21 protein-coding genes, 1 tRNA gene and 1 pseudogene are annotated in these 22,349 nt (G+C 50.9%); 14 read left to right on the plus strand and 9 right to left on the minus strand.

What is annotated here, in order from left to right:
* Positions 1-224, plus strand: a 224-nt coding sequence (locus tag BLQ82_RS32460; RefSeq protein ID WP_208861960.1) for a hypothetical protein, incomplete at its 5' end; no start/stop codon positions are given.
* A gap of 190 nt (positions 225-414) precedes the next feature.
* Here the strand turns inward: BLQ82_RS32460 and BLQ82_RS28405 are convergent.
* From BLQ82_RS28405 to BLQ82_RS28435, 8 genes and pseudogenes are all read right to left on the minus strand, one after another.
* Complete coding sequence (locus tag BLQ82_RS28405) at positions 415-600, minus strand: hypothetical protein (RefSeq protein WP_062519310.1); 186 nt, start codon at positions 598-600, stop codon at positions 415-417.
* 25 nt (positions 601-625) lie between these two features.
* Entirely contained in the window at positions 626-781 is a 156-nt protein-coding gene (locus BLQ82_RS32895; protein ID WP_244281043.1) for a hypothetical protein, read from the minus strand.
* A gap of 42 nt (positions 782-823) precedes the next feature.
* A pseudogene (locus BLQ82_RS33280) lies at positions 824-988 on the minus strand (hypothetical protein); the annotation flags it as partial.
* A complete protein-coding gene (locus tag BLQ82_RS33285; protein ID WP_425281051.1) occupies positions 961-1,197 on the minus strand; it encodes a GH39 family glycosyl hydrolase in 237 nt (78 codons plus the stop codon). The gene BLQ82_RS33285 and the pseudogene BLQ82_RS33280, both read right to left, overlap by 28 nt.
* Before the next feature lie 256 nt (positions 1,198-1,453).
* Positions 1,454-2,137 carry a CPBP family intramembrane glutamic endopeptidase gene (locus BLQ82_RS28420; RefSeq protein WP_062519314.1) on the minus strand — a complete coding sequence of 228 codons (684 nt, stop codon included), beginning with the start codon at positions 2,135-2,137 and terminating at the stop codon, positions 1,454-1,456.
* A gap of 129 nt (positions 2,138-2,266) precedes the next feature.
* A complete protein-coding gene (locus tag BLQ82_RS28425; protein WP_244281044.1) occupies positions 2,267-2,998 on the minus strand; it encodes an ABC transporter permease in 732 nt (243 codons plus the stop codon).
* A 96-nt stretch (positions 2,999-3,094) separates the two neighbouring features.
* Positions 3,095-4,042, minus strand: coding sequence for a response regulator transcription factor (locus tag BLQ82_RS28430; RefSeq protein ID WP_062519316.1), 948 nt, complete (start codon positions 4,040-4,042; stop codon positions 3,095-3,097).
* Positions 4,043-4,203: 161 nt separating this feature from the next.
* Entirely contained in the window at positions 4,204-5,145 is a 942-nt protein-coding gene (locus BLQ82_RS28435) for a zinc-binding dehydrogenase (protein ID WP_062519318.1), read from the minus strand.
* A 175-nt stretch (positions 5,146-5,320) separates the two neighbouring features.
* Here BLQ82_RS28435 and BLQ82_RS28440 point away from each other — a divergent pair, with 175 nt between their 5' ends.
* Complete coding sequence (locus BLQ82_RS28440) at positions 5,321-6,166, plus strand: hypothetical protein (RefSeq protein ID WP_244281045.1); 846 nt, start codon at positions 5,321-5,323, stop codon at positions 6,164-6,166.
* Positions 6,167-6,599: 433 nt separating this feature from the next.
* Here the strand turns inward: BLQ82_RS28440 and BLQ82_RS28445 are convergent.
* Positions 6,600-6,673: transfer RNA gene (locus BLQ82_RS28445), tRNA-Pro, on the minus strand.
* A 469-nt stretch (positions 6,674-7,142) separates the two neighbouring features.
* Between BLQ82_RS28445 and alaS the strand changes: the two genes are divergently transcribed.
* From alaS to BLQ82_RS28505, 12 genes are all read left to right on the plus strand, one after another.
* On the plus strand, positions 7,143-9,776 hold the full coding sequence (alaS, locus tag BLQ82_RS28450; RefSeq protein WP_074648773.1) for an alanine--tRNA ligase: 2,634 nt from the start codon (positions 7,143-7,145) through the stop codon (positions 9,774-9,776).
* A 403-nt stretch (positions 9,777-10,179) separates the two neighbouring features.
* On the plus strand, positions 10,180-10,455 hold the full coding sequence (locus BLQ82_RS28455) for an IreB family regulatory phosphoprotein (RefSeq protein ID WP_020428254.1): 276 nt from the start codon (positions 10,180-10,182) through the stop codon (positions 10,453-10,455).
* Positions 10,455-10,871, plus strand: a complete 417-nt coding sequence (gene ruvX, locus BLQ82_RS28460) for a Holliday junction resolvase RuvX (RefSeq protein ID WP_062519366.1) — start codon at positions 10,455-10,457, stop codon at positions 10,869-10,871. Before BLQ82_RS28455 ends, ruvX begins: the two co-directional genes overlap by 1 nt.
* Before the next feature lie 13 nt (positions 10,872-10,884).
* Positions 10,885-11,193, plus strand: a complete 309-nt coding sequence (locus tag BLQ82_RS28465; RefSeq protein ID WP_019912423.1) for a DUF1292 domain-containing protein — start codon at positions 10,885-10,887, stop codon at positions 11,191-11,193.
* On the plus strand, positions 11,186-11,494 hold the full coding sequence (locus BLQ82_RS28470; protein WP_062519324.1) for a DUF1292 domain-containing protein: 309 nt from the start codon (positions 11,186-11,188) through the stop codon (positions 11,492-11,494). Before BLQ82_RS28465 ends, BLQ82_RS28470 begins: the two co-directional genes overlap by 8 nt.
* A gap of 155 nt (positions 11,495-11,649) precedes the next feature.
* Complete coding sequence (gene mltG / locus BLQ82_RS28475) at positions 11,650-12,690, plus strand: endolytic transglycosylase MltG (protein ID WP_082722512.1); 1,041 nt, start codon at positions 11,650-11,652, stop codon at positions 12,688-12,690.
* A 66-nt stretch (positions 12,691-12,756) separates the two neighbouring features.
* On the plus strand, positions 12,757-13,689 hold the full coding sequence (locus tag BLQ82_RS28480) for a peptidase U32 family protein (RefSeq protein WP_062519326.1): 933 nt from the start codon (positions 12,757-12,759) through the stop codon (positions 13,687-13,689).
* A gap of 264 nt (positions 13,690-13,953) precedes the next feature.
* Entirely contained in the window at positions 13,954-15,285 is a 1,332-nt protein-coding gene (locus BLQ82_RS28485; RefSeq protein WP_062519328.1) for a peptidase U32 family protein, read from the plus strand.
* Positions 15,286-15,539: 254 nt separating this feature from the next.
* Positions 15,540-17,777 carry a methyl-accepting chemotaxis protein gene (locus BLQ82_RS28490; RefSeq protein WP_062519374.1) on the plus strand — a complete coding sequence of 746 codons (2,238 nt, stop codon included), beginning with the start codon at positions 15,540-15,542 and terminating at the stop codon, positions 17,775-17,777.
* 204 nt (positions 17,778-17,981) lie between these two features.
* On the plus strand, positions 17,982-19,853 hold the full coding sequence (locus BLQ82_RS28495; RefSeq protein ID WP_062519330.1) for a sensor histidine kinase: 1,872 nt from the start codon (positions 17,982-17,984) through the stop codon (positions 19,851-19,853).
* 27 nt (positions 19,854-19,880) lie between these two features.
* Entirely contained in the window at positions 19,881-21,206 is a 1,326-nt protein-coding gene (locus BLQ82_RS28500; protein ID WP_062519332.1) for an ABC transporter substrate-binding protein, read from the plus strand.
* An 18-nt stretch (positions 21,207-21,224) separates the two neighbouring features.
* Entirely contained in the window at positions 21,225-22,289 is a 1,065-nt protein-coding gene (locus tag BLQ82_RS28505) for a substrate-binding domain-containing protein (protein ID WP_062519334.1), read from the plus strand.
* Positions 22,290-22,349: the final 60 nt, after the last annotated feature.

The following is a 22,349-nucleotide window of genomic DNA, read 5'->3' on the forward strand; positions in this document are numbered from 1 at the left end:
GAAGAGCCAAAGGTCAGTTTGCCTGGAAACAACGGCAGAAATGCCGTTGTGGAAGCGCCAAAGGTCAGTTTGCCCGGAAAGAAAAGCAATCTATTCTGCAAATTCAATTTATGCTTCTAGTTGCATCCTCTAGGGTGCGGCGCGGCGGCATGGATGTCTATTGCACTTTTTACAGCAGCTTACTCTTAAATAAGCTTAAAAATAAAATCTATTGTATTCTGTGAAATACAATAAATTTCCTTCTCCCGGAGTTAGCGGAACAATCTGTTGCACAAAATGCAATCACATTGCGAGGCCTTTTGTTCCTATAGTATTCAATAACATCCTCCTGCTCAGTTAACAGATTAGGAAGCGCATTAGCGTAATGTGGAAAACCGTCTCTGAGGACTGCAATTTGGCTTAGGACTATTGTTATTACAGTGATGTGCGGTCAGGCGCGGTTCTAAGATCATTCCGCTCTATAATCTCAATCAGGCGGATCTCGAAAGGCTCCAGAATCGCCTGGATCGGCAGCGCACCGGATGCGTGTACACGCGATTTGCTGAGTTTAGGCACGGATATGCTCCGCAGATAATGGATTTCTTCGGCTGAATGCTCCATCGCTCCCCCGATGTTGTTTTCATTGTCAAAATGCGCTTCCGAACTGCTGATTTACCAGGTGCTCTACGAGGTCATACGTGCCGCTGACAGGTGCCAGCTCGAAATTGAATTCCTTGCGCGATTTCGCCGGAAAATGGGAGTAGCGTTCGTGATAGGAATGGCTTACCGGGCTGAGATTCAACTGGTTGTCCTGACCGTTGTAATTCCATAAGTCGATATCGTAGTAGTGGATCGTGATGAAATCAGGTGTACAGCCCTGCTCTCTGCTGAAATTCAGGAACTGGAACAGCCAGTCCTCATTTTTGTTGTAGGTCGGGAAGGCAGCGGGTCCCCCAAAGGGTATAGCGGAATCGATTTGTTTTACGGTTGTATAGGTGTTCTGGTACAGATGATTAAAATGTCGTCATGGCTGAATCCAAACAAGAGATTGGATGAACTGGGCTCATTCCATACACAGAACAGCCAGCTTCTTACTTCCTCCAGGCCGTAACGCTGGATCAGATGCTGGCCTGAAGCTGGCGGTCGGTTCGGCGAGCCGGAACGCCCCGTTCGTGCTGGAAAGCTTAAGCTGCACAACCTTGAGCCGGAGGGGTTCAAATTTCCAGGCAGTCATTACCTGGTTCAGCGGATTGATTCGTAGTCCCTTATTTTGAAGGGACAATGAGGAAAGTGTTCCTAAAGAGGGTTGATTTTATCTCAGGCAGCTTTGGTACAGCAAAAAATCTTTTTCAAATTTTAGACGGCTATTACGTAGGGAATTAAATTTGGCGGTGAGCACTACATCTACGACAGCCCGGTCGCGCTCAGCTGACCGGGCTGTTTGTCTCTGCCGCGATGTTTCATGAAATTATATCTATAGCGTAGAATAGTAGAGAAGATTGAGGCCGTTATACACGATATGCACAATGACCCCGGGCCAGATGGAACCCGTCTTACGGAACAGTATGCCCGTCAGGATGCCGACCATGAATGCGTCGAACAGGATGACGTTGAATCCATGAACGACGCCGAAGATCGCAGCGCTGCCGGCCACGCCGGCCCATGCTCCGTAACGGTTCAGCGCATTGGCAATAACGCCACGGAATACAAACTCCTCGCCGAGCGGCGTGAGGATGGCGCCACTGATAAGCAGAATGAAGAGTGAGAGCGCGCCGCCTTTCGCCGCCGCCTGGAAGTCCGCTTGGTTGTTCGGCTCGGTGATGAAGTGAAAATATATCCCTTCTATAATGAAGCATCCGCCGAACGCTACAACACCTAAGGCGGCTCCCACAAACAGCCATTTCCGTTCGGGTACCCGGAAACCGAAAGCGCGCAGATCGCGAACCCGCAGGGCGTAGGCTGCGAACAAGGCGGCGAGGCCAACGAGACCATTGCCTACACCCCCGATGTTAATTCGCAAGATGGCTTGCTCGTCAGTGATTTGCGACATCCAAAGACCAAGCATAACAATGCCGATCAGATAGAGAGCCAGTGCAGTTAGAATCTCAGGCCAGCCAGGCCGGGCTTGGGGCATATTGGACTTGGAAGGGCTACTCATGTTCAGCCTCTGGTTGGCACAAGCTTTTACTCATAATAAAAACCTCCAGTTATAATAGTAAGATAGAGTTGTAAAGCAACAACAGGATCGCTGTTTTATTGTATCTTTTGGATGACTTAACACACTTCGTTAGTTGTCCGTCATAGCCTTTCGAAAACAAACATACGTAATGATTGCAGCGCCAGTGACCCAGATGGCCATGATTCCGCATGGCTGCCATGAACTGGTTTTATGGATGGCCATCGCCTGCACAATCGGAAACTTATCGATGATTTTAACTGCTATGCTGCCTTTATCAAGAGAGCCCAAGGTGCTAATCAGCGGTGTGAAACCGAACAGAAAAGTCAAAAGTATCAAATAAACGGATACGGAGGCAAGCGAATTTGTGAATAACCCCATGCTGATGCCAATCAACAAAAAGAACAAGAACAACATAATTAGTCCAAGGGCAGCCCTGAAGTTCATTAACGGCCCAATCCCCATAATTAGCAGCGACACCGTAAGGGTAATCAAAGTTCCTATCAGGGTGACCAGACTCTTCCCAATAATAATATCCAGAAGTAAAGCAGGAGACTGAATCAATCCGCGCAATGTCTTCTTCTCTTTTTCCTCTGCCATCATAGTCATAATGGTTCCTGACGCAACCAGGGTGAAAATTCCCCCGATTACCATGTAGAGTATGGGTATTGTAATTTTTCCATTAGTGGACCGGTTTAAAAGTAAAGTCAATAAGATTGGGGCCGTCAACATAACTAACAACTCTGCGTTTTTCATTAGGTCTTTAATATCTTTTTCAAAAATGGCACTTATTCGCCGAATGCTCAATATTCCAGATCCTTTCCAGAAGATTTGTCCCTCCAAGCCTCCCTTACGATTTACTGCTCTGATCTTATCGCAGGAAGCTGCAAAATACCGGCTTTTTGCAGCGTAATGTACGATCTGGAGGGTGAACGGTACCTATTCCAGGTTGAATTTCTCCTGAATATCCTGAATTTTGGTTCGTGATAGCGGAATGGTCGACTGAATCTTGTTATCGATCCGGAGCGAATAGGCATTTTTTGACCATGTTATAATCTCGCGCACCTTCTGCAGATTCACGATGTAGGAACGATGGCAGCGATAAAATCCGTAAGCCTCCAATTTCTTCTCGGTCTCCATCATGGTGGCATCCATCGCATATTTCTCGTTGTTAATGACGATCATCGCCTTGCCATCCTGGCTTTCGATGTAATCAATTTCAGGCGGGTCGAACAAAATCATCTTTTCGTCCACTTTTGCTGAAATCTTGAACAGCTTTGCAAACGCCGGCGCAGCTGCGCTTTCCGGCTCAGGCGTTGCGGCGTCCTCTTCTGTTTCAACGGGCTTGATGCCGCTTGGCTGAAGCTTGTATACAACGTCCCCAACTAACAGCGCGTGTTCCAGGTTGGATACTAAAATGAGCACGGCTGTCGGCTGCTCTTTCATGGTTTGAAGCATTCGGACAAAGGTACGGATGGTCTTAATATCGGCGCCATGGATGGGCTCGCAGAACACCGCTGATGGAACGCCGCTCATATAATATTTGGCAAAGCAGACGCGCCGGATTTCGGATTCCGAACACTTGTGCAGCGGTTTCTTCGCATCGTGCTGCAGTTCAAACCGGACAAGGATTTCAGATAGCGGCTCCCTGCAGCCGAACCATTTGTGGAAAAAGGCAATATTGCTTTCAACCGTAAGACGCATATACAATCCATCCTGATGATCAAAAACCGGGATGTCTGTATTGCTGCGCAGGTCCTTTACCAGTTCATGCTGTATATCGGGATCACTGTAAATAGCCGTAGCTTGGAAATCGCCTACGGCTAGGTAAAACGGGGAGAACGCCCCGCTGGTTAGTATCTCTTGATTAATGACGAAAGGTGCCATTTCTTTACCATCCCATCCTTACATTTAATAGTTTTTTGGTTTTTAATAAAATAACACTATTAATACGCAAGGGCGGCTATTCTGTGCCATGCAAATTTGAGCGAATAGTTCTGCTTATTTGCATGAAAGGGTTGGGTAAAGTGAGAAATGTGGAGTTATGCTTATTTAAGGTGAAGCACGGCCTTGCCGGAAATGTTCCTGTCCAAGAGTTGCCGGGCAACACCGCTAATTTCTGTCCATGGTGCTTCGACAGCGATTTTCGGTTTCAAACAACCGGTTGAGACCAGGTTAGTCAGAATAGCCAGATCGGATGCAGCCGGGTGACGTGTGAGCTCCTCACCGAGAAAAAATCCGTACAGCGTTCGTCCACCGTTGGTTATGAAATTCCTCATATCAAGTGTTGACGAAGGTGATGAGGAAAATCCCACTGCTATGCAGGAACCTTGTAGGGCAAGCTGCTGTACCAAAGCAGCCAGTGTATCGCCGCCTACTGAGTCAATAATTAAGTCATATGGTCCGAACTGGCTCACTTGTGAAGGAACTGAAGTACCAACAAGGACTTCATTAGCTCCGGCTTCCAGTACGAGTTCAGCTTTTTCTTCTGTACTGGCTATTCCGACATTGAAGGCTCCGGATAATTTGGCTAGCTGATGAGCAAACAATCCAACACCTCCCGTCGATCCTGTGATGAGCACGCGCTTGCCAAGCAACAGACCTCCTTTTCGCAGTGCATTCAGTGCTGTCAAACCAGCAACTGGCAGAGTAGCGGCTTCAGCAAACCTAACGTTGTCAGGAATTTCAGCAAGAGCAGAGGAAGGGACGGCAATCCGCTCGCACCAGGCACCCATGGGTAATAAACCAACCACACGTGCTCCTGCTTTGGGACCAGTCCCCGTTTCAGCTAATTCTGCTACCACACCGGCAAAATCCCAGCCAAGCCGGGAAGAAGTCCTTTGGTCAACGGCATCTTTTATTTCCCCGCGGTTTAGAGAAATAGCATGCACCTCTACAATAGATTCCCAAGGCTGTGCATGAGGAGGGGCTACCTCTTGAATGGTTAAATTAGACGGGGAATTTGGATCACTAACTATCGCACGTATCATTTATCAATCTCTCCTTTGTTCTGGCTACCTTGGTAAGCTCTGCTTATCTTGCTCTTAGTTTTCATACAAGAGTATACTTATAGGAGATTTTCAAACCAAGTGTAGAACTACACCTTGTCATAAGTAGGGGATAGATGTGCATACAAAAAATACGAGACTGCAGCAGCTTTTATACATGATTGAACAATTTCGCATTGCTCGCCAACGGGAGATATCTCTCGGGAAATACATGCCTTGGAAGCGATTTACTCAACAGGAGTTGAACGATGAGGCCTGTGCAACATATAAGAATTTGCTAGTTGGCCGCTCTCTTCGTATACCGGATCGTAATCGTATTCTCACCATTGCCGATTATTTGGAACTTAGCTCTGACGGGCGCAACGATTTGTTGCTGGCAGCCGGATATCTGCCGATCCAGACAGAAATATCCGGGAACGCATTGGAGCAGGCAATTGGACAGGCGCAGCATACGATGAATGTGCTGCCTTTTCCTGCGATGATTGTTACACATACAGAAGATATTAAGGGATATAATGAGTCTTTTCACCGCTTGTTTGGTTTTCCTGAGAGCCATGCTTACGACCATCTGATGAATCGGATCGACTTGCATTTTAATCCGGATCTGCCTGTTTACCTCCGTTCTACATTTGACCGCTCATCCTTTGAGAAGTGGAAAACTCATGCTGTCCAAGGAATTAGGCTGTTTAAGAAAAATCATATACTTTCCCGCTATGACGATTGGTATCAAAGGGTCTTAAACCGACTTGAACGTTATCTTCCTGAAGAGCAATGGCTAGAGGACGCCTTGGCCACCGGGGATATTGACAATGGGGAGTTGACGCAGACCATATTAACCAGAAGTGAGAGTAACGGCGAGTTAATCCCCATTCAGTATAAGCAGCTTTCGATTACTACGGGAAGTTTGATGGCTCCCAAAGTGCAAGTCTTTTTACCCGTAGATGACGCCGCACGCCGAATATTTGAAGAACTGGGATGTCATGTGAATGAAGAGCAAAAATAAAATGTATCAGACCAACATATATGCTTGTTATTGTCAACAATGTATTGCAAATGCTCTTGGATAATCTGTATGAATTTGCTCCTGTCTATCGGGCCGTGAAGACTGCTAACAGCTTTGCTTACGGATAATAGAACATCCGCTTCAATTTTATGAAGAAGATCGTTCGGGTCAGAATAATGCGCATAAAAAGTTGTCCTGTTTATATCTGCTTTACGCAAAGCTCCTTAACGGTTATTTGGGAAGTGTTTTTTTGCTCCATTAATTCCATTACTTTCTTTCAACAAACGCAAATAGACCGCCCCGGTCAAGGAATCGGTCTATTTGTATCCGTTATTCCACTGAAGCTTCGACGTTTACTTGACTCTTTAACAACAAAAAAACCACATCCTTTCAGGAATTTACTCCGTCAGGATGTGGTTATATAACTTGGAAATCGAGACGACAGGATTTGAACCTGCGACCTCTTGCTCCCGAAGCAAGCGCTCTACCAAGCTGAGCCACGTCTCGTCATTACGGGTACACCCGTTGTTAACCGCAGGACTGTTCTAAACAATCCACATTATACGCCTGTAGGAAAGCGCTGTAAATACTCTTTTTATGCCCGGTTTGTCTGCCCGAGATTGACAGATATAGGGGCGCTGGCTATACTTGAAATGTTAAAATGCAAATCGGACAACACATTGATGAAATGGAGTACGCCGGAGAATGGCTTGATCAGAGAAGAGGTTCCTTTGCGGTAGTTACCGCAATGGCTGTGAGAACCTTGAAGACAGGCCGGCGGAAAGCTGATTTCGGAGTGCGGGGAAATCCCGCCGGGGGCGCCCGTTAACAGCCGCACGAGGCGATCGTCTGTTTCATCTCCGTAACATCACGGATCATGGCGATAACCAGGGTGGTACCGCGATAATCATCGTCCCTGAATTTATTCAGGGGCGTTTTTGTGTTTTCAATAACATTAAGACAGGGGCTGTACATGATGAAAGCAAGTGAAATCCGTTCCAAATGGCTGCAGTTTTTTGAGAGCAAAGGCCACCGCATCGAGCCGAGCGCATCGCTCGTGCCGCATAATGACCCCTCGCTGCTGTGGATCAACGCCGGGATGGCACCGCTGAAGGCGTATTTTGACGGCCGGGAAATTCCGGAGAACCCGCGGCTGACCAACTCGCAGAAATGCATCCGCACCAACGATATCGAGAATGTCGGCAAAACCCGCCGCCACCATACGTTTTTTGAGATGCTGGGCAACTTCTCCATCGGCGACTACTTCAAGGAAGAAGCGATTACCTGGGCTTGGGAGTTCCTGACCGGCAAGGAATGGATCGGCTTTGATCCGGACCGCATTTCCGTGACGGTATATGCCGAGGACGAAGAAGCGTTCAAGCTGTGGAATGAAAAAGTCGGACTGCCCGCAGAGCGCATCATCAAACTGGGCGACGACAACTTCTGGGATATCGGCGAAGGCCCCTGCGGCCCTTGCTCGGAAATCTTCTATGACCGCGGCGAAGCCTACGGCAGCGACTTGTCCGATCCGGAAATGTATCCGGGCGGAGAAAATGAACGCTGGCTTGAAGTGTGGAACCTCGTATTCTCGCAGTTCAACCACAACAAAGACGGCAGCTATACGCCGCTTCCGAACAAGAACATTGATACCGGTGCCGGTCTGGAGCGTTTCGCGTCCATTCTGCAGGATGTGGATTCCAACTTCGACACCGATCTGTTCCAGCCGATCATCCAGAAGACTGCGAAGCTTGCCGGTGTCACCTACAAGGACAATCTGGAGCAGGATATTGCGCTGAAGGTAATTGCCGACCACATCCGTACGGTAACATTCGCCGTGGGTGACGGCGTGCTTCCTTCCAATGAAGGCCGCGGCTATATTATCCGCCGTCTGCTCCGCCGCGCAGTGCGCTACGGGAAGACCCTGGGTCTGGACCGTCCATTCCTGTTTGACCTTACCGAAACCGTGGGCGAAGTGATGGGGGTCTACTATCCGTCCGTAGTCGAGAACCGCGAATACATTGCCAAAATCATCCGCACCGAAGAAGAACGTTTCCACGAAACGCTGTCTGACGGACTGGCGATTCTGGGCGAAATCAGCGCCAGGGCTAAGGCTGACGGGCGGAGTGCCATCGCTGGTGCAGACGCGTTCAAGCTGTACGACACCTACGGGTTCCCGTTTGACCTGACCGAGGATTTTGCTTCCGAGCAGGGCCTCACTGTGGACCGTGAAGGCTTCGACGCTGCGATGCAGGAGCAGCGCGACCGGGCCAGAGCTGCCCGCCAGGACGGCGGCAGCATGAAGGTTCAAGGCGGGCCGCTGGCTGAGCTGACGGTTAAAAGTGAATTTGTTGGATATAATGACACCGTAGCAGAGTCTAAAATATTGGCTATTGTTGCAGACGGCGAACTGGTGGAAACCGCAGGCGAAGGCGCCGACTGCCAGGTTATTCTGGAATCAACACCATTCTATGCCGAAAGCGGCGGCCAGGTCAGCGACACCGGCCTTCTGACCGGAGGTTCGGTCACGGCCAAGGTGACCGGGCTGTTCAAGGCTCCGCATGGCCAGCATGTTCATCTGGTCACTGTAGAAGCCGGTGAACTGAGAGTGGGCGACAGCGTCCGTGCTGAAGTGAACCGGGAGCAGCGCGAAGACATTGTCAAGAATCACACGGCAACACACTTGCTGCACAAAGCGCTCAAAGAAGTACTCGGCGGTCATGTGAATCAAGCCGGCTCTTTAGTAGAAGGCGCGCGTCTGCGTTTTGACTTCTCGCATTTCGGGGCCATTACACCGGAAGAGCTTAGTGACATCGAACACCGGGTGAATGCGCAAATCTGGCGCGGCCTGGATGTGGTGATTGAGAACAAGCCGATTGACGAAGCCAAAGCTATGGGAGCAATGGCACTTTTTGGTGAGAAATACGGCAATATCGTCCGCGTGGTTCAGGTAGGCGATTACAGCCTGGAGCTGTGCGGCGGTATCCATGTCCTGAACACCTCTCAGATCGGAATCTTCAAGCTGGTCAGCGAGAGCGGCATTGGCTCCGGGGTACGCCGGATCGAAGCGGTCACCGGACGTTATGCGTACCAGTTCACCGAAGGCCAGCTGGATCTGCTCAAGCAATCGGCAGGACTGCTGAAATCTTCACTGAATGATGTGCCGAAGCGGATTGAAGCCCTGCATGCCCAGGTGCGTGAGCTGTCCCGCGAGAATGAATCCCTGCAGTCCAAGCTGAGCGCTACCTTTGCAGCCGAGCTGACCAGCAGTGTGAAAACAGTAGGCGGCGGAACACAACTGCTTGCGGTTGCCGTCCAAGCCGGCAATATGGACGCACTGCGCTCCACGGCCGATGAACTGAAATCCAAGCTGCCGGAGGCCGTACTTGTGCTGGGCGCGGCTATGGATGACAAAGTCAACTTTGTCGTATCGGTTCCGCAGGACCTCGTCAAAAAAGGCTTCCACGCCGGCAAGCTGGTGAAGGAAATCGCGGCGGTATGCGGCGGCGGGGGCGGCGGACGTCCGGATATGGCGCAAGCCGGCGGCAAGGATGCTTCCAAGCTGGGCGAAGCCCTTGTGAAGGCAGAAGAGCTTGTAGCCGCATTGGCTTAAAGCTGCTGAAGCAGACTTCTGACGCAAATTTCTGAAGCAGCTGCATAACACAAGGAATTGCCGTGTTTTGCAGCCTTGGATCAATGGAATAACACGACCGGAGTTGCAGGTTTACCGAGCGGTACTGAGGGTGGATTCTCAGTACCGCTGCTTTATTCAGAAAGAGCAGGGAAATGTATATTTTTTGGTAATATTCACTTTCAGCGATAATCTGCAATAGCTTAAAAACCAAAAAAATCACTAATTTTGTAGACGAAATGCCAAAAAAAGCGTTATCACAGCTGTGGGATTTCCTGGTTGGGCTATGAATATGTTATGATGAGGGCAGCAAGTCAGCTGTACAGCAGCAACTTTGCGAAGCCGCCCAAGAAGCGGGTGATTTTGCAGAAGGAAGGTGTCACAAATGGACTCCATGGACAAAACGGTCAAATTCAATGTGAAGGGCGATGAGAAGGAAGCTTCTTCCGAGGAAATCCTGCTCGCAGTATACGATGCGCTGGTTGAAAAGGAATATCATCCCATCAATCAGATCGTAGGGTATCTTATTTCCGGAGATCCGGCTTATATTCCGCGCCACAACAATGCGAGAAGTTTGGTCCGGAGAAAAGAACGTGATGAGCTGATTGAGGAACTGGTTCGATTCTACCTCGTCAATCACCGGGTGGATAATCCGAAATGATGAAGATGCTGGGTCTGGATTACGGCGACCGTAGAATCGGAGTCGCCACAAGCGATATTTTTGGATGGACGGCGCAGGCTCTCGAGACGATTGAACGGCGCGGCAACGGCAATGAGTTTGAACGCATCCGCGAACTGGTCAAGGAACATGAGATTGGAGAGATTGTAGTCGGCCTTCCGAAGAATATGAACGGCTCAGTAGGACCCCGTGGTGAGATCTGTATCGAATTTGCCGATCAGCTGCGGGAAGAGCTCGAAATGCCCGTACACCTTTGGGATGAGCGTCTGACGACGGTATCCGCCGAACGGATGCTGATTGAAGGGGACGTCAGCCGGAAGAAACGCAAAGGGATTGTGGACAAAATGGCCGCAGCCCTGATTTTGCAAAATTTTTTGGATGCTAACAGTAAAAGGTGAGGGGTGTATTGGATTGACAAACGAGCAGATTGGCCAAGAAGAAGAACCGGAAATTATCTATATTCCCGACGAGGAAGGTAATGAAGAGGAATTTGAGGTCATTATGAAGTTTGAAGTTGACGGTTCGGATGCCAAGTATATGATGGTGGTTCCGCTGGATTCCGAGGATGAAGAGAGCGATGAGGTGTATGCGTTCCGTTATGAAGAAGACGGTGACGATCTTCAGCTCTTTATGATCGAGAATGACGAGGAATGGGCGATCGTTGAGGAGACCTTCAATACGTTGGTGGATGAGCTGGACGGAGGAGCGGGGAATGACTGATTTTTCCGCCGATCAGGTGGTTTGGACTTCCAAACTCAAAGAAGCATATGGAGAAACAGTAGAACTGGAAGACGAGCAGGGCAAAGCTTCCGTTTACGATATTATTGCCGAGTTTGAAGTCGGCAGCCGCGCGTATGCGGTGCTGGCCGGTTCCGGGAAAGGCGCCGAACAGGAGATTCTGCGGATTGTGGTTTCTCCGGACGGGCTTCCTGAACTGGAGAGCATCGTGGATGATGAGGAATGGGAAGATGTCTCCGAGCTGTATGACGAGCTGACTTTTCCCGCTGACGAGAGCGATTAAGCTGCAGTTAGATAGGCTTTTATCAAAGATTGGCACGGAAGAGGGCGGAATTTTTCCGCGCTCTTTTTGCTTGTAAAGCGTATGTCCGCAAAATATATGTTGAATTTGAGACAATACAATTTTATACTTTATAGTCGGAAAGTGAGGAGTGACATTTGAAAGCCGCAATCCGCACAGTGCTCATTATCATCCTATTGCTGGCAGCATTGGGAGGAGGGGGAGCCTGGTACATCTGGAATGGCATGCAGCCAGAGGAGCCGGGCCAACCGGTAACGTTTACGATAGAAAAGGGGATGGGCAGCTCGGAAATTGCTGACCTGCTCGAAGAAAACGGCATTATACGAAAAGGGTTGTTTTTCAAAGGCTATTTGAAATGGGTCAAGGAAGGCTCAAGCTTCAAGGCCGGAACGTATACTGCTGCTCCCGGGGATACCTATGATGCACTTATTGCCCGTCTGAATGCAGGGGATGTGGTGAAGAAGGCGACAGTTGTCTTTACAATTCCTGAAGGTTATACAGCCAAGCAGATTGCAGAAAAGCTTGCCGCTGCCTGGAATCAGAAGCCTGAAGTATTCCTGAAAATAATAGATTCGGGAACGGGGCTTGAAGCGGTAAGCAGGCTGGGGATTCCTGAGGACAGCAAGCTTCGCCACCGCCTGGAGGGCTACTTGTTCCCGGAGACGTATGAGCTGGTGAAGGAGAGCACCCCGGAGCAGGTTGTTGAAGCGATGCTGGAGCAGCTTGAGAAGAAGCTGGACTCGGCCGGGGGCTGGCAGGCCAAGCTCAAGGAACGCGGACTCTCCCTGCATGAGCTGCTGACGGTGGCTTCGCTTGTGGAGCGCGAGGTTGTGGTGGACAGTGAGCGTCCGGTTGTGGCCGGCGTCATCTATAACAGGCTGGATAAAGGGCAGAAGCTGGAGATCGACGCAACTGTCCAGTACCTTCTGGATAAGCAGAAGGAGCGGTTGTATGAGAAGGATCTGAAGGTAGACAGCCCTTACAATACGTACAGAAATGAAGGTCTTCCGCCGGGACCGATCAGCAGCCCCGGACTTGCTTCCATTCAGGCTGCCCTCGTGCCGGAAGCATCAGATTATTATTTCTACGTCACCAAAAAAGACGGCTCACAAGGCCATTTATTCGCCAAAACCTACAAGGAACATTTAGCCAATATCAAAAAAAGTCAACAAAATTAGCCGGTAACCCATTAAAATAGAGTGGATGCGGTTATAACCGATAACCGCGAAGTAGGAGGATGCAACATGAATAACAAACCGGAGCTGCTGGTGACAGCGGCTTCCTTGGAAGAAGCGGCTGTGCTGCTGAATGCCGGGGCCGATGCGCTGCTGATTGGCGATGACCGCTTTGGCATGCGGCTGGCAGGCCACTTTTCGCTGGAGGATACCGCGGAGGTCGTTAAGCTGGCTCATGGGCAGGGCCGCAAGGTTTATGCAGGCCTCGGCGGCCTGATGTCAAACCGCCTGCTGGACGAGCTTCCCGCTTATGTACAAGCGATTGGGGAGCTGGGTGTAGACGGCGTCGAATTCGGCGATCCGGCGGTGCTTGCCGCCGTGAAGAGGGAAGCCCCGCACTTGAAGCTGCATTGGAATGCAGAAATGACCTCAACCAACTACGCCACAGCGAATTACTGGGGCCGCAAGGGGGCTTCGCGGGTCGTTCTGGCCCGTGAGCTGAATATGGACGAAATGACGGAAATGGTGCCGCTGCTGGAAGTGGAAGCCCAGGTGCAGGTCCATGGCATGACCAATATTTATCACTCCAAGCGCAAGCTGGTGGCGAGCTATATGTCTCATCAGGGCCGTCCGAGCACTGGCGGAAGCTTGGGTAAGGAGCGTGGCCTGTTCCTGATCGAGGCAGAGCGCCCGAATGAGAAGTTCCCGATCTATGAGGATGAGAACGGTACGCATATTATGAGCTCCGATGATATCTGCATCCTGGAAGATCTGCATTTTCTGCTGAAGGCCGGTGTGCACAGCCTGAAGGTTGAAGGGCTGCTGAAGCCGGTTGCCTACAACGCAGCCGTCGTCAAGGCTTACCGTCATGCGATCGACCTCTACGCGGCTGACCCTGAGGGTTATGCCTTCCAGGAGAGCTGGATGGATGGCATCCGGGCGCTGCAGGACCCTGAGCGCGAGCTGTCTTTTGGCTTCTTTTATAAGGAGCAGGTATATTAAAATATTAATAAGCAATGACTCAGCTTTTTAAAAATAGATTGAGAAGTCAACATTAAGGTGCAGCAGCGGAGGGGAAGTTTGGAACTGTAGGAGCGGCAGCGTCCGCCTTTGTCTGCGGATTTCAACCGCGAAAGGCGGTAACAATCAAGAAATCTGCAGACAACAGCGGCCGGAAGTCCAAACATTCCCCGGAGCTGCGTGCAACACCGAAATGCAAAGTGTTCAAGCTTTTTATGAGCTGAGACAATGGAGGGGAGAACAGGAATGGGAACCATGACCAAGCCGCAATACAAGGGCAAACGTTACCGTCTGGACAAACCGGAGCTCCTTGCTCCGGCGGGTAACCTGGAGAAATTGAAATTCGCCGTGCATTATGGTGCGGATGCAGTATATATTGGAGGACAGAAATATGGCCTGCGCTCGGGAGCGGATAATTTCAGCTTCGAGGAAATGCGCGAGGGCGTGGAGTTTGCCAAAAAATACGGCGCCAAGGTTTTTGTCGCCACGAATATTTATGCCCACAATGAAGATATCGCCGGGATTGAAGAATACCTGCGCAACCTGTATGAAGCTGGGATCGCGGCCATTATCGTGGCCGACCCGGCCATTGTGGATACCGCCCGCCGGCTGGTGCCGGGCCTTGAGGTGCACCTGAGCACCCAGCAGTCCACACTCAACTGGCAGGCCGTGTCTTTCTGGAAGGAAGAAGGGCTGCCGCGCGTTGTCCTTGGCCGTGAAACGAGCCTGGAGGAAATTGCCGAAATTAAGCAGCATGTCGATATCGAAATCGAGAGCTTCATCCATGGGGCGATGTGCTCCTCCTACTCCGGCCGCTGTGTGCTGTCCAACCACTTCACGGACCGGGATTCGAACCGCGGCGGCTGCTGCCAGTCCTGCCGCTGGAAATACGACCTGTTCGAGGATGCCCGGCCTGAAGGCACATGGGTATCCGAAGAAGACCAGGCCCAGGCGCAGCAGTCACCACTGCCGCTGCAGCCGGGCGTAACCCAGCTTCCGCTGCATCAGCCGGAGGACAATCCATTCTCGATGGGCTCGAAGGATCTGTGCATGCTGGAGAGCATTCCGGAGCTGATCGAAGCCGGTATTGACAGCTTCAAGATAGAAGGGCGGATGAAGTCCATCCACTATGTGGCGACGGTCGTCAACGCTTACCGCAAAGCGATCGATGCTTATATGGCCGACCCTGAAGGGTATGTGCTGAAGCCCGAATGGCTGGAAGAACTGCAGAAAGCGGCGAACCGCCCGCTGAATACAGGGTTTTTCTATGATACGCCGGATCATGAGGACCATATTTATGAGCCTGAGGAAAAGGCGGCCCCTTATGACTTTGCCGGACTGGTGCTGGAGTATGATGCTGCAAGCGGAACAGCGCTTATTCAGCAGCGCAACCACTTCAAGCCGGGACAGGAAGTGGAGTTCTTCGGTCCTGACAACACATTCTTCAAGCAGACGGTAGGCGAGATTTGGGATGAGGAAGGCCAGCCGCTGGATGCAGCCCGTCATCCGCTGCAGCGGGTGCGCATGAAGGTAGACCAGCCGGTTGCTTATTTCGACATGATGCGCAAGAAAAAATAGTGCGTTTTGCGTTCGTTACAGGAGTGCACCTCTGAGAGGAGGGGCATTCCTTTTTTGCGTTAGAATAAAATGGGAAATCGCTAAAATATATAAAGAATCTGTGGTAATTTCTAAAGAAAACTAAGTAATTATACCCAGTCTGCCGATATAAAGAAGAGCGAACGCTTACATATGTCTTTTAATCTAACTGGCAGGTGATTATAATGGTTGCTCCTAAACGGGACAGCAATGGGGAAGAGAAGAAAGAGAGAAGGATGAAATTGACAAAGAAAAATAAGACCAGCAAGAAACCGCCGTCAAACGTCCAGAAATCTGAGGCAAACCTGGCAAATGCAGAACAGGCAGCAGTTAAGGAAGCGGTCTCAGCCAACCCAAAAGGCTCTGCCTTGTCCTTCAAGGGAGTGCTGCATGGCTCAGTTCGTCAGGTCAAGAGAGTGAACCCGAATAAGTCGGTTGGGGTGAAGCTGTTCCTGATCTTTTTATCCTCAATTGTAGTAGTTGTACTGGCTCTAGGGCTGTTGTCCTATAATAAGGCTAAAAACACGATTAAAGAAAATGTGTCGGAAGCGAACCGCCAGACTATTATTCAGACCTCGGAGAAGCTTGATATTACGCTAAAACAATATGAGAGTCTTGCGATGCAGCTCTTTTTTGACCCGCAGATGCAGAATAATCTGACAGACCTGGTGTCTGCATCGTCAAGTTATGATAAATTCGTGGCTACGGATGCGATCAGTAAGAAGCTTTCCAGCCAAACGACTACGGATTCTAATATCGTTGCGATTACACTGGTTCCAACATCCACGGATTACGATATCGTTTCAAGCGGAAGCTCCGGCATGAAGCTGGACGGCGTCAGAGACCAGGAATGGTACAAGACAGCGGTTGCAAATGCCGAAAACTACCAGAGCTACTATTCGAAAGAAGCCAAATCCGCACAGAACTATTGGTTCCCTACGGCTGTAGCAGGAGAAAACGGGAAAAACTTTGCGATGGTCAGAGCGCTTAAAAACCTCGGAGCCAATTCAGGCTATGTCATTCTGCTTGAACTGAAGAATACCCTGCTGGAGGAAGCTTTTGACAGTGTTACCCTTGGGGATGGTTCCCGGATTCAGCTCGTTGCCCCGGACGGGACGGTGGTTGCTTCGTCCAATCCTGAAGAGGATGGCAAAGCATCAGAGCTTGGATTTATTAAGGAGAGCAAAACTAGCAATAAGAGCGAGGATGCCGAAGATGCAAACGGAGAAGATGTTCTGGCGGTCTACAGTCCCATGGTCAAAGCGGACTGGAAGCTGGCAGGCATTGTTCCTACCGGTGAGCTGGTGAAGGCGGCTACTCCAATCCTGTTCACCACCTTCCTGGCCGCCATAGCTGCAGCGGTGCTGGCCGTTCTGGTCGGGATTGTGATGGTGCGGATGATCGCCCGGCCGCTGGCCCGGTTGAAGGATCTGATGGTCGAAGGCGCAAAGGGCGACCTGAGCGTACGCACCGAATATGTATCCAAGGATGAAATCGGTGAATTGTCTGCGTCCTTTAATACGATGATGGAGCGGATCACGGAACTCGTTGCCCAGACAACGGATACGGCCCGTGAAGTGCTGGAAACCGCAGGCGAGCTTGGCGATGCTTCCCGCAAGACAGCAATCTCCGCGAAGGAAATCGCTGCAGCGACCGAAGAGATTGCCGGCGGTGCAGGAAGTCTGGCTCAGGAGGCCGAGCGCGGCAATGAGCTTACCGATTTGATTGGAACTCAAATGCAGAGTGTCATCGCCGCAAATGCCGAGATGGATGAGGCCGCACGCGGAGTGGGAGAAGCCAGCGGCCAGGGGGCGAAGCAGCTGGAAGAGCTGCTGACGCAGACCAGCCGCACCGGAGAGATGACCACTGCGCTGGTTGACCGGGTCAATAATCTGAAAGAAACAGTATCCTCGGTCATCAAAGTGCTGGACGTGATGAAGAACATCACGCAGCAGACGAACATCCTGTCGCTCAATGCCACGATAGAGGCAGCAAGAGCCGGTGAAGCGGGACGCGGATTTATGGTCGTTGCCGATGAGGTCCGCCAATTGGCCGACCAGTCCAAACAGTCCATTGCCGTTGTAGCCGGAATTACCGATAAAATTATTACTGAAATGAATGAGACAGTGGCCGTATTGTCAGAGGTTGCACCGCTCTTTAAGCAGCAGATGACCTCGGTGAAGAGCACCAGCGAGATCTTTGTATCCGTACAAGGTCAAATGGATGATTTCATCTCCAGCCTGGAGTCGGTTACCGGGGCTATCGACAGCCTGAATCATTCCCAGGGTGTCTTGTCCGATGCCATGAGTAATGTTAGCGCGGTGGCACAGCAATCTTCTGCCACCTCGGAAGAGGTTGCTTCCCTGAGCAATGAACAGCAGAATGTGAGTGATCAGCTCGTTGCGCTGTCCGGCAAACTGGAAGGCGCCTCAACCCAGCTGAAGGACAAGCTGTCACTGTTTACAATCAAATAGAGATCAAGGAGTCCGGAACCCTTGTCCTGAAGCGTCCCGCAGCCAGCAACTGGCGGCGGGACGCTTTTGTATGACAGGACCGCCGTATCGGCTGAAGTAAATTCCTTGTACATCGGCAGACTAACACGTATAATTATTTTGTTAGGTAATTGTTATGTTGTATGGAATTAGTTAGGTTAATGCAGAAACGAGGAGAAGGACCCAATGAAAGCAAAACGCAGTCACAGCTGGTGGTCCTACATCGGAGACATGGCCATGGAACGCAAGCTGCTCCTGGTCTTTCTGATTATTATTACGCTTCCGCTTTCGGTCATCAGTGTGATCAGCTTCAAAAGTTATTCCGAATCGATACAGGCGAACACCGTAGCCTATTCGGAAAAGCTGATTGATCAGATGATGGATTCCATAGATGACTATATAGAGGATATGAAACGGATTTCGTCCATGCCGGCATATGTTAACGATATCAAGCAGAACCTGATCCGCTCGAACCGCTATTATGAACAAAAGCAGATGATGGACAGCAAGGGAGGCAGCACCCAAGTGGCTCCCGGCGACTTCGATCTGCTGCTGTCCATTCAGCGGGGCATTGAGGGCAATATTTCTTTTATTAACAATATTAAGCGGGGTACCAATTCCGTGTATATTTTCGACGGGTACGGCAATGGATATTATTCTGCCAAGGACGGCGGCGTCCGGCTGGATCTGGAGCAGAGCTACAAGTTCTGGAGCGGGCAGTCGAGGGATTCCAGCGGCGAGGCGCTGCTCTTTGGCACTCAGGCGTACACAAGCAATCTGCAGAGCACCCGTTATGCCTTTACTGTTGTCCGCAAAATTGTCGACGGGCTGTGGAATCCGATTGGACTCATTGCAGTCGAAGCCAACGTCAGCAACCTGGAAAATCAAGTGGCTGAGCTGGATACCGTAACCCATGGGAAGTCAATCATTGTGGATGAGGACGGCAAAGTGATATATGACAGCAGCCAGAAGCTCCTGACCACCGATATATCCCGTACGAACCTGTTCCGGCAGGCAGCGGGCAATGCCGGAAGCTTTTATGATACCGTATCCGGCAAGGAACGGCTTAATATTTATTCAAGCTCTGCCAAGACCAACTGGAAAGTCATCATATCTATTCCTGTGGATGAGCTGACCCGCGGGGTGAAGCTTACCCGGAATGCTACCTTTGCCGCAACCCTAATTATTATTGTGCTGGCACTGATCATTTCGATCATCCTGTCCTTTGCTCTGACGAAGCCGCTGACCCAAATGATCCAGCTGATGAAAAGAGTGCAGAACGGCGACCTGGATGTGACTTTCCGCGTCAGACGCCGGGATGAGATCGGCCTGCTGGGCCATCAATTCAATAGGATGCTTGCCCGCATCCGGCAGCTGATTCAGGATATCTACCGGATTGAAGAGCAGAAAAAGGAAGCAGAGCTGCAGGCACTGCAGAGCCAGATCAATCCGCATTTTATCTACAACACACTGGAGTCTATCCGTATGACCGCAGAGATCAATGATGACGTGGAAGCCGCCGATATGGTCTCCATTCTGGGCAAGCTCCTGCGTTACAGCACCAGTGATCTGTCGGGGACTACAACCATGAAGCAAGAGCTGCTGTATGTCCGCAATTATGTTGAACTGCTGGGCTGCCGCTATCCCGGAAGGTTTGTGCTGCAGATCGATGTTCCCGCGGCGCTGGACAATTACTCCATGATTAAGCTGGTATTTCAGCCGATTATTGAGAATGCGGCCTATCACGGACTGGATGACACGAAACCCCGGATGCATTTGAGCATCACCTGTGAAGTCACAGAGCAGAAGCTTCTGTTCCATATCCGCGACGATGGCTGCGGAATGGAGCAGGCCACGCTGGACAAGCTTAATGACAGCCTGAAGCATGAGATGCCTCCGAAGAAGAGTATCAATGGGGGGATTGGCATGAAAAATGTACATCAGCGGATACAGCTGCACTATGGAGCGGCCTATGGCATTGAGGTCTTTAGCAGGCCTGGCGAAGGGACGGACGTTATTTTATCCCTGCCTCTGCAGGTCCAGGGCGCCATGGAATGAAGGGAAGAGAATAGAGGAGGAATCCGCTTGAAACGGAGGAAGTTACGTTGGCCCATGCTTACCATCCTGGTGCTGCTCCTGCTGTCGGCCGGTTGTGACAGCCGCAGCAATAATGAGGTTTTGCCTTCGCCGTCTCCTGGCACCGGTGAGAGCCTGTCCGAATTGTCCGGGACCATTGTGATGCTGACGAACCGGATTGATCTGATTGAGGATGGGACTTTCCAAAGCTATGCCGATGAGTTCAAGAAGAAATATCCGGGAGCCCAAGTGGAGTTCGAGGGTCTGTCCAACTATGCCACCGACATACTGGTCCGCCTGTCCACCAAGGATGCCGGAGATGTGCTGCTGCTTCCGGTGAATCTGCCGGCGAAGGAGCTGAGTTATTTTTTTGAACCGCTGACTGCAGAATTGGCCGCACAGGAGAAATTCACGACCTTTAACATCTATGACGGCAAAAGATACGGGCTGTCCACAGGCTCAACTACCAGCGGTATCGTCTACAATAAGCAGGCTTTTAAAAAAGCGGGGATTGGGCGGGTGCCGCAGACACTCGATGAATTCTACGCAGCCAGTGCCAAGCTGAAGCAGGCAGGAATCATCCCGCTGTACATGAATTACGGTGCCGTCTGGCCGCTGCGGGAATGGGGCAACAACCTTGTTAATTACATGACCGGCAATCCGGATTATCTGAACAACATGGTGCAGGAGAATCATCCCTGGAAAATTGACAATGAATGGGGCCAAGCGATTGCGATCGCCCGGACGATGGTTGCCAAAGGGTACGTGGAGGACCAGCTCTTCTCCAACAATTGGGAGATTTCCAAGACGAAGCTGGCTAAAGGGGAAGCGGGGATGTACCTGCAGGGGAACTGGACAATCCGCCAGATTCTGGATGCCGGTGCGAAGTCTGAGGATATAGGCTTTTTCCCGTTTCCGTATGATAACAAGCCTACCCACTACGCAGCGCTGAATCCCGATTGGTTCATCGGGGTCAGCAAATTCAGCAAGAATAAGGAGCTGGCCATGGCTTGGGTGGAGTATTTTTTAAAAAAGACCTCCTATACAGCGAATTTCCTTCCTACCGACAGCTCGGAAGACCCAGCCTTGCCGCAATACAGCGAGTTTCTCTCCTATCATCCCAAGCTGGTTGAGGCTACTGTGCAGACGGATGCCTTTATCGATATGGCGAACCGGGCGAAGCTGTCCTTCTGGTCGGGCGATTATATTCAGGAGCTGCTCGCCGCGCCGGATTTGCAGAAATCTTTTGACGAATTAAATGAGAAATGGAAGGAAGCGCGGGAGGGACAGCAAGCTTCTCACGAGCCGCAGGCGGCTGCCGTGCAATCAAGATAAATTGTGGAGGTATTTCCAATGGCAAAAAAAGTGACCATGCAAAAAATCGCCGACCATCTCGGCGTCTCCAAGTTTGTTGTCTCCAAATCACTCTCCGGCAAAGGAGGCGTTAACGAAACCACCCGGGAGCGGGTTATTCAGGCTGCATCGCAGCTGGGGTATTTCACGCAGAAAAATGCTTATGTGCAAAATGTTAAACGTCCGTCCCTAGCGGCCGGCAGTGACCGCAATAAGCAGTCGGTGCTTGTGCTGATGCCGAATATCCGGTCGCAGACCCAGGATTCCCTCTACTGGGGCAAAATCGTCGACGGCATTGCGCTGGCGCTTGATCAAGTAGGTTTGGGGATGGTGATTGTTTCGGAGCACCGCGCTGATAATTTTATCAATATTCTAAATCCTAACGGGCTGCTCGGTCTGGTAGGGGTGGGGCAGATTTCCACCTCCCTCCTGCTGGAGGTTCACCGCATCGGGCTGCCGATGGTACTGATTGACCATGAGGACCCGCTGATTCCCAGCGATACCGTGTTCGCCAACAATATCGACTCCATGACCCGGCTGAGCAACCATCTGATGGGCATCGGGCATACGTTGTTTCATTTTATCGGCAATATCCGCTACTCGCGCAGCTTCCGTGACCGCTGGATCGGCTTCCGCAGTGCGCTGGAAGAGAACGATATGAACACTCCGGCTGGCGATGATGAGATGCTGGTGCTGGAGGGGATGGAGGACGGCACGTTCCGCAACGATTTCAGGCTCTGGATAGCCAAGCGCAAAAAAGCCAAAACCCTCCCCAGCGCACTCGTCTGTGCCAACGACTCCACGGCGCTCATCGTCAGTGAAGTGCTGAGGGAGGAAGGCATAGCCATTCCTGCTGACATTTCAGTAACGGGCTTTGACAATATTGAGGATGCCATGCGGGGGATTCCGCCGCTCACCACCGTGCATGTGCCGAAGGAAGCTATGGGCCGTGCCGCCGTGGAGAAGCTGCTGAACCGGATTCAGAACCCGTCTGCACCGCTGGAGAAGATTCTGATCGCTGCCGATATTGTTCACCGGGATTCGGTGGCGGCTCCGCGGAAGTAGCTTTGTTAACTTCGGATGGGATGCCGGCATGACCTACGACACATAAGATGCCGGATAGCC

This window comes from Paenibacillus jilunlii (assembly GCF_900102965.1).
GTDB classification, from domain to species: Bacteria; Bacillota; Bacilli; order Paenibacillales; family Paenibacillaceae; genus Paenibacillus_AQ; species Paenibacillus_AQ jilunlii.

What these genes read in the sequence shown, in the direction of transcription:
- BLQ82_RS28405 (WP_062519310.1), bottom strand. Translation starts at nt 600, where the DNA reads ATGGAGCATTCAGCCGAAGAAATCCATTATCTGCGGAGCATATCCGTG.
- BLQ82_RS28420 (WP_062519314.1), bottom strand. Translation starts at nt 2,137, where the DNA reads ATGAGTAGCCCTTCCAAGTCCAATATGCCCCAAGCCCGGCCTGGCTGG.
- BLQ82_RS28430 (WP_062519316.1), bottom strand. Translation starts at nt 4,042, where the DNA reads ATGGCACCTTTCGTCATTAATCAAGAGATACTAACCAGCGGGGCGTTC.
- BLQ82_RS28435 (WP_062519318.1), bottom strand. Translation starts at nt 5,145, where the DNA reads ATGATACGTGCGATAGTTAGTGATCCAAATTCCCCGTCTAATTTAACC.
- BLQ82_RS28440 (WP_244281045.1), top strand. Translation starts at nt 5,321, where the DNA reads ATGATTGAACAATTTCGCATTGCTCGCCAACGGGAGATATCTCTCGGG.
- alaS (WP_074648773.1), top strand. Translation starts at nt 7,143, where the DNA reads ATGAAAGCAAGTGAAATCCGTTCCAAATGGCTGCAGTTTTTTGAGAGC.
- BLQ82_RS28455 (WP_020428254.1), top strand. Translation starts at nt 10,180, where the DNA reads ATGGACTCCATGGACAAAACGGTCAAATTCAATGTGAAGGGCGATGAG.
- ruvX (WP_062519366.1), top strand. Translation starts at nt 10,455, where the DNA reads ATGAAGATGCTGGGTCTGGATTACGGCGACCGTAGAATCGGAGTCGCC.
- BLQ82_RS28470 (WP_062519324.1), top strand. Translation starts at nt 11,186, where the DNA reads ATGACTGATTTTTCCGCCGATCAGGTGGTTTGGACTTCCAAACTCAAA.
- BLQ82_RS28480 (WP_062519326.1), top strand. Translation starts at nt 12,757, where the DNA reads ATGAATAACAAACCGGAGCTGCTGGTGACAGCGGCTTCCTTGGAAGAA.
- BLQ82_RS28485 (WP_062519328.1), top strand. Translation starts at nt 13,954, where the DNA reads ATGGGAACCATGACCAAGCCGCAATACAAGGGCAAACGTTACCGTCTG.
- BLQ82_RS28490 (WP_062519374.1), top strand. Translation starts at nt 15,540, where the DNA reads ATGAAATTGACAAAGAAAAATAAGACCAGCAAGAAACCGCCGTCAAAC.
- BLQ82_RS28495 (WP_062519330.1), top strand. Translation starts at nt 17,982, where the DNA reads ATGAAAGCAAAACGCAGTCACAGCTGGTGGTCCTACATCGGAGACATG.
- BLQ82_RS28505 (WP_062519334.1), top strand. Translation starts at nt 21,225, where the DNA reads ATGGCAAAAAAAGTGACCATGCAAAAAATCGCCGACCATCTCGGCGTC.